Source organism: Bacillus sp. FSL L8-0152, from assembly GCF_038006365.1.
In the GTDB taxonomy this organism is placed as follows: domain Bacteria; phylum Bacillota; class Bacilli; order Bacillales; family Bacillaceae_G; genus Bacillus_A; species Bacillus_A cereus.
Window position 1 is genome coordinate 3308308 of the sequence record NZ_JBBOVB010000001.1, and the last position, 12715, is coordinate 3321022.

Below are 12715 nucleotides of genomic sequence, written 5' to 3' on the forward strand. Positions count from 1 at the left end.
TCATAACCCGTAAAATGCCATTTCTTTTACTTATGCTTTGCTAAAAATTCTGTTATGCGACGATATACATATATTTCATTTTCTTTTTTTGAAAATCCATGCCCTTCATCGTCTAATACTAGGTATTCTACATCTACTCCTTGTTTTTGCAACGCTTGAAAAATTTGATCCGATTCTTCCTTTACAACTCGTGGATCATTTGCCCCTTGGATGATAAGGAGTGGTTTATTCATTTGATTTAAGTAAGTAATTGGTGAATCTTGTATAAGCTTATCTTTATCATTATTAATATCACCTATTAAATTAACTGCGAGCGGTTTCCAATTTTCAGGCATAGATTCGATAAAACTAAATAAATTGCTAGGTCCAAAAATGTCAATGGCTGCACGGAAATACTCTGAATGACGCCCGTGAAGCAATAAGGTCATATATCCTCCATAACTACCGCCCATAACAAATAATTTATCAGGAGTTGATATCCCCTGTTCAAATAACCATTCGATCCCTGCTACACAATCTAAACGCGGTGCTTCTCCCCAATCACCTTCAATCATTTTTGTAAACGTTGAACCATATCTTGTACTACCTCTAAAGTTTGGCGCAAAAATATTATATCCCTGCCTTAATAAATATTGAAATAATGCTCTGAAATCTTTCGTCTCAGCACTTTGTGGACCACCATGAGGCCAAAATATTGTATATCCGTTTTGTACTTCTCCTTTCGCCCGGAATAATAATGCTTCTATGTTTAACCCATCAAAAGAGGCATATGTTATAACATCCGGTTCAACAAAAGAAGATTCAGATAGACCAATAACATAGTTTTTTGTTAATGCTGCCCATTCTGTATCTCTATTCTTCTTGTAATAGATGTTTGCTGTTTTCTTCGCACTTTCACCTAGTAAATATAAATTTTCCGATTTTGTAATTTCAATTTGACTTATCGTATCTACCGGAGAATTCAATAGAATTAACTCTTTTTTATCCCATACAAATTTATATAACCTATCTGTAACACCTTTCGACGAAACAATGTAGCCATTTTTTGTTTCAGCATGCCATTTTATATCGGAAATATCTTCCTTCTCTATTTTACAGATTGGTTTGAATTCCTGTTTATTTAAATCAAAAGAAGCTACATAGGAAAACTCTTCTTCATAATTTGTAACGAAAATCACTGTATTTTCATCAATATAAGAAATGGAGCCTACAGTATGTTCTTTCTCAATGGAAGGTACTAAACAAATAAGTTCTTCTCCTTTTTTTACATATCCTACATTATATGTATTACCATATGACTTTAAAACAATGTAACTTGATTCATTCGGACTTACTGCCTCTACATATGTAGGTGTCTCCACACCAGTTAACAACAGCGTATCTTCTTTTGTGCGTATATTATAACAACGAGAGTTTAAGAACATTGGGTTATCTTTACTTGTGACATAGTATAATCGTTCCCCATCCTCTGTTAAATGCACAAAGTAATCCTTTTCTGTCTCTCCTGCTGGAATCAATTCAAGCAATCCACCACCCTCTGGTTTTAATGCATAAATATGATAATTTTCATCCCCATCTTTATCAAATCCAGCTAAAATAAATCGATTTAAAGAATCCATTTTAATAAAATTGCTTGATTGATTACAATATGTTAAGGGATAAGGGGATAAATTGGGTAAATCCATCGCCCATAAATTAGAATGACCATTTAAGTTTGTACTAAAAATTAATTTTCCTTCATCTTCACTAACTGTAAACCTACCAATACTATAGGATCTAAAAAATTGTTCAGCATCTTCCATAGGAAATTGAATCATCTTTCTTCCTCCACTCTACCTTATATCTAAAAATTCAGAACATCTTATATATAAAGATTCTACATTTTCCTATTTATCCCTTTTGGGTTTTATTTAGATTTACTTCTACCTTCTACTTCTTCTTATTAACATTACATAACGATGCGGAGAGTTTTTTAAACAACTCTTCTTTTAGCAGTGAATATATTCTTTACTATTTCACGATTACTTCTCATTCGATATTTCTCACTAATTATCCCTCAAAGCGAAAAATAAGCGGGGAATTAGAGAGCAAAATCTACCATATACTTTTATTCAGCTAACTTCTCACCAGTAACAATCTTCATAAAAGCAGCTGCGTCTTTCTCTGCTAATTGAGCGTACTGATTATCCCCCGCCATTATTTCTACTTTATCCTTATTAGGACTAATCCACATTTGATATAAAACAGCTTTCGCTTCTATTTTCGGATTTTTAAACTGAAAAACAAACTGATAATCAGCTGAACGAGACATTTCCACCTTTTTATTTTCAAAAAATCACGCTGAAGACTAAATACAAATTTCTCATTTGCATAGCGCTCTCCGCCTTTAGTGTATATAATGGTTCACTTCCATTACGCTTTTAAAATGTAAAATAAGAATACACCCTATAAGCTACAAATAAGATTAATAGAATAGAAATGCCGAGTACCGTATATATGATCCCTTTTAAATTTGAGTTCATATAATCCTCCTACCTCCCGACAATTCCAGTATATAACAAAAAAAGCATTGGTTACCCAATGCTTTTTACACTTACGCAAATAGAGACGTATTCGCATATAAAGCTGGTGAACCACCTGAATGTACGAATAAAATATTGTCTTCCTTATTAAATTTACCTTTTCTAATTAAGTCGATTAATCCCGCTACTGCCTTACCTGTATACACTGGATCAAGTAAAATACCTTCTGTTTTCGCAAGTAACTGAACTGCCTCTACCATTTCCGGCGTTGGTAACGCATAGCCTGGTCCTACATATTCATCAAAGCACGTAACAGCGTCGCGCGGGATAAAGTTTGGAATACCAACGTGTGCTGAAGTTTCATCTACAAGTTTTGCTACTTTCTCTTCTTGCTCAGCTTTTCCTCTACTTACGTTAATCCCGATTACAGGAATATGACTTTGCGTTCCAGAAAAACCAGTAATTAAACCCGCATGCATACCAGCGCTACCGCTTACGCAAACAACTGAACTGAAATCAATTCCTTGCTCAAATGATTGCGCCATAATTTCTTGGGCACAAGCAACGTATCCCATTGCGCCCGTAGGGTTTGATCCACCAACTGGAATTACATATGGTGTACTACCTTTTTCACTTACTTCTTGTGCTACTTTATGCATCTCTTCCATCAGGTCTGCTCCGTTCGGTACAACAATGACGTTTTCAGCACCTAATAAGTGATATAAGAAATAGTTTCCGTTAAAGGCTCTCTTCTCTTCTGGCTCAAGCCCTTCCTCTAATACAAGAATACATTTCATTTTTTCTTTTACCGCAGCAGCAAGTGTCAGGCGGCAATGATTTGACTGAATACCACCAGCTGTAATTAACGTATCTGCACCCTTTTCCTGTGCATCTGCAACTAGAAATTCTAACTTTCTCGTCTTATTGCCACCGGCTGTTAAACCAAGTAAATCATCTCGTTTAAAATAAATAGTCGGGCCACCAAGTGCTTCAGAAAAATTGTTTAACTTTTCAATTGGTGTATAGGATTCTGTATATTTTTTTCTCGGGAATTTAGCTAAATTCATTGTAACGCTCCTTTTGTACTTCTTTCGCAATATATGTAACGTTACTATTATTACATGTAAAAATGGTGAAGTCATCTTTATGGGTTAAAAATGTATTAGAATTTCATTTTGATAAGTAAAACCGTATTAATGATTTTAACTTAATTACGGTACATGAAATTTACATCAACGATTTTTTTAATATATCGTTCATTACTTACAATATATCAACGATTTTTCAAATATATCGATCGTAACTTGCAGTATATCAACGATTTTCTTAATATATCGATCTATCGACAAAAAACGACAGACAGGCAACCCCTTTCTCAGCAACAAAAAAAGAGCCCACACATTCAAATGCAGACTCCCTCCAATCACTTATTTACCGAAAAACGAAGTAACTGCGTTAATCCCGGCTCTAAATTCATTTCACCTTTATGACGTACGTATACAGTTTTATCTCCATCAAATTTCGGAGGATTTGCTTGACTATACGTATGCCACTCATTCGTTCCTTCTATAGAATACTCCATATATTCATTTGCACCGACAATTATATTTTTACGATCATCTGCCGTTACATTTGGTGCCATCTGCGCAATTTTTGAATCACTAATTAATAACTTCTTTATATCCTTATCACGTTTGTAATCGTAAGCGTCACAATTACATCGTTACCATATGCTTTCACTTGTAACCCTTGTTTAAATGAATAGCCATCTGGAGCAGTTTTCTCTCCTCCATTTGGTCCTGCTGACATCCAGCCTGTTTCAATCCCGCCCGTATTTACAACAGTAAAACCTTTTTCATCTCCGCCTGTAATTTTCTTTTTACCAGCCCAGTCAGATAAGTTTAAATCCCAATGTGTATGACTCGTGAAGAAAACAACTTGCGGATAGTCTTTTAATATATCGTACAATTTATCCACGTTTAAATAATCTTGTAAATATGGTGATTGTCTTGATCCAGATACTGTATCAGGTAAAACGTGATGAGAGAAAATAAAGATTGGCTTATTTTTATCTTTTTGACTATACTCTTCTAAATTTTGTTTTAACCAACCTAATTGCTCATCACTCATATATACTTCGTCCCACATTTTTGAATCGTGGTATTTCATATATTTTTCAGTTCCTAAAAATAAAAGTGGATAGCCATCTAATTCTTTTTTATGATATACCTTTTCTTGTCCACTAAATTTCAGATAGCGGTTAAATAAAGTTTCCTCATTTACACCATTTGGCCATGTACTTTGAGAGAGTTTCCCATCTGCTGTCCATTTACCAGCATAAAACTCATGATTCCCAACAGTAGACCATACATTTTCTGGATGCTTATTTTTATTTAACACACGCTTTACATCATCATATTGTGACTGTTTTCCAGTCGGCGTTATATCCCCATTCATAATAAGCGCTCTAGAAAGTGGCGTCACTTTGTTCATATCTTTTAGCACATGATCAAAATCCCCTAAATCACCTTGAATATCACTAATAACATTAAAAGTTGTAGCTGATTTTCGGGCTTGCTCTTTCCCTTCCGCATGCACTGAAAACGTCGGTAATAATGCCGCCATAACTGCTAACGAAGCAACTGTCTTTTTCATACAAATTCTCCCCCTAATAATAGAATGTACAAACTGACATGTTCTGCTTTCTCTTAGGTGCTTGTCCAATTCACATTATAAGGAGGGATTGTAAAGATAGATGGAATAAAAAATTAAGTGTTTTTTAAGAGATTTTGTCTTTTTTTCACACTCCACAATTAGTAATTCGCGCCAATCTAGCTTTCTAGTCTTTAACATTACATAAATGTAAATGAATATGATGAATCTCTTCGTTTGATATGTTGTCTTTTTAATCTTTGTTATATAACCGCCACAAAATACGCTCTCTTTTCAAGTTCTCTTCATTTAATAAACGTTACTCCTCTTTTAATTAGCCTTAAAATTATAAAGTGGCTTAATAATATGTTTAATATCAATTGTGTCCTTTGTATTCTCAACAATCTCATCCATTGGCTTATATACCATTGGTGCTTCATCTAAAGTACTTTCTGCAACAGATGTAGTCCAAACCTCTGTCATTGTATTTTGAAAATCCTCTAAGTTAAGTACTTCTTTCGCCTTCTTACGACTCATAATACGCCCTGCTCCATGCGGGCCAGAAAAGTTCCAATCTGGATTCCCTTTACCAAATGCAATGATAGAACCGTCTCTCATATTAATTGGAATGATTACTCGTTCATCTTTCTGAGCTGAAATAGCACCTTTTCGTAGAATCATATTGTCCATATCGATGTAGTTATGGATTGTAGTGAATTGATCTGTTACTTTCCAATCCATTTTAGTGACGATTTCATCAATCATTGCTTTACGATTTAACTCCGCATATTTTTGAGCAATTTTCATATCATTCATGTAATCTTTAAATCCTTGTCCTTCTAAATAAGCTAATTCTTTGCGAATCACCGGTTTCTTAATTTCACGTAAAGCTTCATGTATTTCTTGTTGTCTACCTTCTTTCGTTAAACGTTCAATGATTTCTTCTTTAATAGATTTAACGTTTATAAGTTGCTCGTAAGCAAAGTTTTGATAATACTCTGCTACCTGTTTCCCTAAATTACGCGAACCACTATGAATGACAATGTATACATTTCCTTTATCATCCTCATTCAGTTCGACAAAATGATTGCCCCCGCCAAGTGTACCAATACTTTTTTGAGCACGTTGCAATGTAAACGGGGCTCTTACACTATCAAAATCAATCATTTTTGAAAATCTATGTTCCTTATCTCGAATACGAAAACCACTTGGGACAAATTTACGTATCGTTTCGTCTAAGCGATCGAAGTTGATTTCCTCTTTTTTCTTATTAATCATAACAACTTCCATGCCACAACCAATATCGTACTTACCTCTCAGTTTCCTGAAAGAGTGGACTATACCTTCTCTACAGTCATCGAGATATGCAGTCTCTACTGTAGGCTCACCGTATTAATTATTCCTCTTCAATTCAAAATGGATGAGGAATAATTCTGTACCTTAGTCTGCTAACATGGTACAAGTCTCTGAACCATTCGATTATGTCACCATAACCACTGGCTGCTGATTGCCCTCGCCTTTTATCGTTAGGGTTCCCAGTCAATTGAGTGAGTAGTTTAAAGTCTGAGCCAATTAGTTAACCCCAACTAAATTAGGAACAATCTTATCTTGAATTGTCATTGTTGTCCCAATCGTACAACCTGCGCCCGCATGTGTATCTGGCATAATACGAATCTTGCTATCCTTTACGAATTCTTGGTTACAAAGATCAATAATTTGACCTGCTGCCGTTTCTTCTACATTCGTAGTATACACTTTCGCTTCATTGTATTTTCCTCGTAATTTCAACATCTTCTATTTCCCCTTTCCTTTAGTTTCTACAAAACATTAATTTATATATATTATATATTTATAATTATATTTTCCACCACTACAGCTCATTTCCTTTTTTATAAAAAAGGACACAGAGATTCCTCTCCATGCCTACTAATTTCTTACCTTTTCACCGCATGTACATAATGCACCGTCTCAAAAGCTTTCAAATAATCATTTCTTCCTTCAAAATATAATGTATTTATGTCCTCTGGTGATAAATGCTCATAAATAAGTAAGCCCACCTTCTCTAACAGTGCTTCCATTTCGGCATAAGAATAACATGATTTCATCGGTTCTCCGCCTACCTCAGCCATTTTCACCATATTTTCAACTCGATTGGACAGTCCCTTTTCCGTAAATAAGTTTTCATCGGGATAATCGAAAACGATAGAACTCCCTTCTGGAACCATAGCGAATAAACATTCTATTAAACTAGAAAACTCTTCTTTTGTTAAATAATACGAAACACCTAAAAGACTAAAGAAAGTCTTTTTATTTTCAAATCCTTCATTGCGTAACTGTTCATAGAAAAATTCTTTCGTAAAATCCATTGAAACAAAATGAAGGTTATTTGGAACTTCAAGTTCTGCTTCTTTTATTCTTTCCTTCTTAGACGCTTGCGTAGAAGGATGATCCACTTCAAATATTTCTATTTTATTTTCTAATTCTCGGTGTCTAAGACTGAACGTATCTAAGCCTGCACCGAGTATGACGTATTGTTTTGCTCCTAATGTAATTTCATGTAAGAATACTCTTTCACAATATGCCGCACGTGCTAAAGGTGTTGGTGATAACTGAACTTGTGTAATCCATTTTAATATTTCTTTTGGATTGTCTTGAAACTGCTCTGCGATATCTTTATTGAAAAAGTGTATCCCTTTAACCATGTTCGTTTCAATATCGTTACGTTCTTTTTGTGAAATGAAATCTTTAGCTACATAATCATCAAAGATTTTAGAATTATCAAAGTCACTATGATATACTCTGCTGAAAGCCGATACTAACGACGTTACACTTGCTTCACCTTGTTTCACGCACATACACTCTCCTTCATTTTCACAACAAAAATAGGGTTCCCCTGGCCAGGAGAACCCTATTATACACCTTATTTTTATATTGGTAAATTATAGCATAAATAAGTTTTTTTGTCAAGTTTTCAGCCTACTAACGCTCCAATAATTTGTGTAATCTCTAGCAGGAAGATTTCGATCTACACCGAATATTCCAGTTCATAACAACACAAATGGAGGGCGTCATGAAAAGATTAGTCATCATTACAGTTGGAAAAACACACAGTGGAAAAACTACATTTGCAAGAGCATTAGAAAAAGAGTTACCCCACTCTTTCGTTATGGATCAAGATAATCAAGCTGAATTTATTAACACGCATTACGAAAAATTACAGCCGGCTAAAGGCCCTAATACATTTAAGCACGGTCTTTCAAAATTCATTGTTGATTATGCGAAAGAACATTCAAATTTACACCTTATTATTTGTAATTCCAATCGCAGTAAAAACGGAAGATTCTATTTACTAAACGAATTATTTCCACAGAATGAATATGTACGCATATTAGTTCACTTTGACATCCCAGATGATGTACTTTATGAAAGAGTGGGCCTTAGTAAACGAAGTACAAATATTTTTAGGGGGAACTATTCCAGTTTCAAAGAAGTACTCCATCGCCAACAAGCTGAATCACTACATGAAGACGTAGTAGATCCTGTAGAAAATGAAGCTGATTATTTGTTTGTTATTCGTAATAGTAAGGATGTAAACTCTACTATATTAAAAATTATTCATATCGCTAAAGAGTACTCCCCTATCCGAAATAAGAGATTATAAAAATTACATAATCATAGATTATTATGCAAATACTTCCTCTAGACGGCGCAGATGGTATATAATGATGGAAGAATCTACTTCTATATGCTCAATTTTACACAAAACAGCTCATGCATATGAAAGAAAAGAGGTACAAAAATATGAAAACAAAACAAACAATCGCTGCGTCTACACTAGCTTTAGCAATGATTGCTGGCGCAAACTCTGCTCATGCAGAAGTAAATGATGCTACTCCTCAGCAAAGTACGGGAGATCGATTAGCTGAAATTAAGCAACATAAACAAGAGTTAGATGCGAAATTACAGCAGCATAAAGAAAACGTGGATCAAACATTAAATGAACTTAACAAAGTTAAGGAAAATGTTGATACTAAGGTGAATGAACTACATGAACGTAAACAAGTTGCTGATGAAAAGATTAACGAAGTTAAACAGCATAAACAAGAACTAGATGCAAAACTTCAGCAAGACAAACAAATCGCCGAAGATAAAATCGCTGAAATTAAAGAGCATAAAAAACAAGTAGAAGATAAAGTTGCTGAAGTAAAAGAGCATAAACAAAATATCGATAACAAAGTGAATGAGATTAAAGAACATAAACAAACTGTCGATGAAAAAGTGAATGAAATGAAGCAACATAAAGAGAACATTGATCAAAAGGTTAATGAACTTAAGGAAGTTAAAAAACAAGTAGATGAAAAATTAGCTGAGTTAAAGAAAGCGAAACAAACTGCTGAAGACAAACTCGCTGAACTAAAAGAAAACAAGCCGAATACTGGTAACACGTTAGAGGAACTTAAGAAAATTAAAGGCAATTTAGACAGTCTTTCCGCTAACTTAGAACTAGCTAAACAAGATGTAAAAAACAAACTAGCTGAATTACAAAAGGCTAGAGAAGATTTACTAAATAAAATTAACGAAATTAAACAATCGAAACAAACTGTTTCAGACGATTTAACAAAGAAAAAACAAGACTTAGATATTAAAATCAACGACTTTAAGCATACTGAGAAAAAAATTGACGACAAATTAGCTGAGTTACATACAACGAAGCAAAATGTTGATAACAAGATTAATGAAGTATCACAGTCTAAACAAACGCAAGCAGATAATGGTACTAAAAACAATAACGCTAAAGAACTTCCTAACGCTGGTAGCGAGCAATCAAACAATATGGCTCTAGGAATGCTATCTGTATTAGGCGGGATTTTATTACTTACTCGTAATAAAATTAAAACGTTATTCTCTAAATAAATCCATTAAAAAAAGGAAAACCGCACATACATGTACGGTTTTCCTTTTTTTATATTAACTGTCCATCTCTCAGCGTCAATATACGATCACATACATCAAGCATTCTTTCATCATGTGTAATCATAATTGCTGCTTTTTGGCTCTCTTTCACTTCACGTTTCATCATTTCTACGACTTCACGTGCACGTTTTGAGTCTAAGCTCGCCGTTGGCTCATCCGCTAATATTAAATCCGGATTGTTCATGAACGCACGAGCGATTGCTACCCTTTGTTTTTCCCCACCAGATAGTTGATTTGGATAATGATTTTTTCTTTCTCCTAATCCAAATGCCGCTAATAAATGATCTGCACGCTTTTCGGATTCTTGTTTACTTTCCTTTTTTAGCTTTGCAATATAAAGCAATTGTTCTTTCACATTTAAATATGGAACAAGGTTTGCAAACTGGAAGATGAAACCGATTTTTTTCAAACGAATGTCTGTCATTTCCTTTTCCGATAACTGTGTAATATTTTGCTCACGAATGTAAATATCTCCTTTTGACGGTGATAATAAAGCACCCGCGATCGATAATAACGTACTTTTCCCTGATCCAGAAGGGCCAACGATTCCGATAAATTCTCCAGCTTTCACATCAAGCGACATCGGATGAAGGGCTGTTACTTCCGTATTTCCTTCTCCATACACTTTACTTACTTTTTCTAATTTTAATAATGAAGTCATTACATCCCGCCTCCAATTGCTTCTAATGCATCAACTTTTAATACTTGGTATAACGAAATAAGTGTTCCTAAAATACTAATTACGATAAAGATTGCTGCGTATTGTGCAATCATCGGTGTTGTTAATAAGAACGGCATACCCGCTGGTAAAATTTGTTCTAACCCTTGTACAAGAACGATACTAATTACCATCGCAACGACTGATAAGAATAACGCCTGTACGACTAAGCTATTTGCTAAATACGAGTTCTTCGTACCAATTGCTTTTAATACACCTAGTTGCTGTGTTTTTTGCAGTGTAATGACGTAGAAGAATACACCAATTAGTAATGCAGCGATTACAAGTAAGAACGCAATAATCATCGTTAACGTTCCTTGCTCTTCTTTAAATCCTGGAATACTTTGCAGTACTTCTTTTTTATCGATAACGTGAGCATTTTTAATTTCTTTATCTGTGTTAAGTGCGATTGCACTATAATCTTTTTGGTTTGGTTGTGAAATAGCGCCCCATACGTCTTCATTTACATAAACGACTGGTGTATGGCTAAACATTTGATCTTTCGTAAATCCGACGATTTTAAATTCTTTCTTTGAAACAGGATCGATAATTGTATCCCCAATATCGATTCCTTTTTCTTTAATTGATTCATCAGCAACCATTTCGTTGTTTGCTGTACCTAACTTCTCACCTTTTACAATGTTCGGTTCTAAAAATGTATCGCGTTCACTTGAGAAAATAGCGATATCAACCTTTTTCGAACTATCTTTCTTTTCATACGTTGAAACTTTCACCCGAAATGGAACTGCCTCTTTCTCGCCCACTTGATTTACTACGTTATCTACATCGTCTTTCTTAATTTGTGAACGAAGTAATTTATTTTCCGCATCATCTGCTAAAACGAACTTATTTGCCTCCATATTTTGAATCGATGAAGCATTATCATATGATAATCCATTTGCTAATCCTGAAATAACAAGGACTAAAAATGATAATAACACCATAATCAATCCGATTAATCCGTATCGTAATTTTGATTGTTTTAATTCACGCAGAGCTAAAAACATTTCGCTCGCTCCTTCCTCTTTCTTTCTATGCACTTATCATAAAAAAGAAATATGAACGGAATATGAACAGAAGATTACAGAGGGTAAGATTTAATTTTCAGAAAGTATTGAAAATAATTGAAATCCTTGATACAATTCAGTCAAATAATATTGACCGAGTAATTTCATTTAAGGAGTTGATCATTTTGAAGCCCGTATTAACACTAACTACTTATAGCCAACTAAAAGCATTAAGCGATCCACTACGTGCCGAAATGATGATACGTCTATGCGAACGTCCTTATACTGGACAATTACTATCTGAGAAATTCGGCATTTCAAGGGCGAAAATTCATTATCATTTAAAAGAATTAGAAAAGAATGGTCTTATAGAGATCGTTTATACAGAGGAAAAGAATGGGATTATTCAAAAGTTTTATCAATCTGTCGCGAAAGGCTTCACCCCTGCTACAGATCTATTACCTCATTTAGAGATAGTAAGCGAATCAGGTCGCCAAATCTTTTTACAAATGATAGAAAGAACGAAAAGCCAAATTCTCGCTGCACCAGAAGAAGCTTTTACATTACAAAATGCAAGTGAAGATCCAGCTAAGTGGAATTACGTTTCATCCTGCTGGGAATTTGATGCTACGCCAGAACAATTTCAAGTGTGGGTGAAAAAGTTTTATGAATTAATGGCTGAATTAAACGAAATCACAAAAGGTGCAGATAAAGATCCGAATAGCAAACCTTATTATATTTCTACTACTGCACTTCAAATCGCTGAGAGAACAATGCAGCAATTTATTAAAAAAGAAGAAAAATCGTAATACGATTTTTTTTACATAAACGGTCAAATTTAT

General features: G+C 34.4%; 10 protein-coding genes and 2 pseudogenes. 3 read left to right on the top strand and 9 right to left on the bottom strand.

The features are described 5' to 3' along the window. Window positions 1–26: 26 nt before the first annotated feature. The 7 genes and pseudogenes from MHH27_RS16545 to MHH27_RS16575 all read right to left on the bottom strand — a co-directional run bounded on the left by MHH27_RS16545 (window position 27) and on the right by MHH27_RS16575 (window position 8029). Window positions 27–1817: a S9 family peptidase gene (locus MHH27_RS16545; RefSeq protein ID WP_098566724.1), complete on the bottom strand. Its 1791-nt coding sequence runs from the start codon at window positions 1815–1817 to the stop codon at window positions 27–29. Between the two features lie 290 nt (window positions 1818–2107). Next, window positions 2108–2332: pseudogene (locus MHH27_RS16550) on the bottom strand (hypothetical protein); the annotation flags it as partial. Window positions 2333–2593: 261 nt separating this feature from the next. Further along, on the bottom strand, window positions 2594–3589 hold the full coding sequence (locus tag MHH27_RS16555) for a D-cysteine desulfhydrase (protein WP_097945797.1): 996 nt from the start codon (window positions 3587–3589) through the stop codon (window positions 2594–2596). A gap of 356 nt (window positions 3590–3945) precedes the next feature. Further along, a pseudogene (locus tag MHH27_RS16560) lies at window positions 3946–5177 on the bottom strand (DUF4073 domain-containing protein). Window positions 5178–5504: 327 nt separating this feature from the next. Beyond that, window positions 5505–6464, bottom strand: coding sequence for an RtcB family protein (locus MHH27_RS16565; protein ID WP_097945802.1), 960 nt, complete (start codon window positions 6462–6464; stop codon window positions 5505–5507). A 282-nt stretch (window positions 6465–6746) separates the two neighbouring features. Further along, window positions 6747–6965 carry an RtcB family protein gene (locus MHH27_RS16570; RefSeq protein WP_000916247.1) on the bottom strand — a complete coding sequence of 73 codons (219 nt, stop codon included), beginning with the start codon at window positions 6963–6965 and terminating at the stop codon, window positions 6747–6749. A gap of 143 nt (window positions 6966–7108) precedes the next feature. Further along, window positions 7109–8029, bottom strand: a complete 921-nt coding sequence (locus MHH27_RS16575; RefSeq protein ID WP_097945805.1) for a class I SAM-dependent methyltransferase — start codon at window positions 8027–8029, stop codon at window positions 7109–7111. A 215-nt stretch (window positions 8030–8244) separates the two neighbouring features. Between MHH27_RS16575 and MHH27_RS16580 the strand changes: the two genes are divergently transcribed. Both MHH27_RS16580 and MHH27_RS16585 read left to right on the top strand, forming a co-directional pair. Then, window positions 8245–8835: an AAA family ATPase gene (locus MHH27_RS16580; RefSeq protein WP_097945808.1), complete on the top strand. Its 591-nt coding sequence runs from the start codon at window positions 8245–8247 to the stop codon at window positions 8833–8835. A 140-nt stretch (window positions 8836–8975) separates the two neighbouring features. Then, window positions 8976–10088 (top strand): LPXTG cell wall anchor domain-containing protein, encoded by a 1113-nt coding sequence (locus tag MHH27_RS16585; protein WP_075717665.1) that lies wholly within the window; start codon window positions 8976–8978, stop codon window positions 10086–10088. 49 nt (window positions 10089–10137) lie between these two features. Here the strand turns inward: MHH27_RS16585 and MHH27_RS16590 are convergent, their stop codons facing one another. Next, window positions 10138–10809, bottom strand: coding sequence for an ABC transporter ATP-binding protein (locus tag MHH27_RS16590; RefSeq protein ID WP_340943398.1), 672 nt, complete (start codon window positions 10807–10809; stop codon window positions 10138–10140). Beyond that, the gene (locus MHH27_RS16595) at window positions 10809–11873 is read right to left on the bottom strand and encodes an ABC transporter permease (protein WP_071731913.1); all 1065 of its coding nucleotides are present in this window, start codon (window positions 11871–11873) and stop codon (window positions 10809–10811) included. Before MHH27_RS16595 ends, MHH27_RS16590 begins: the two co-directional genes overlap by 1 nt. 185 nt (window positions 11874–12058) lie before the next feature. Here MHH27_RS16595 and MHH27_RS16600 point away from each other — a divergent pair, with 185 nt between their 5' ends. Further along, window positions 12059–12682, top strand: a complete 624-nt coding sequence (locus MHH27_RS16600; protein ID WP_000805789.1) for an ArsR/SmtB family transcription factor — start codon at window positions 12059–12061, stop codon at window positions 12680–12682. Window positions 12683–12715: the final 33 nt, after the last annotated feature.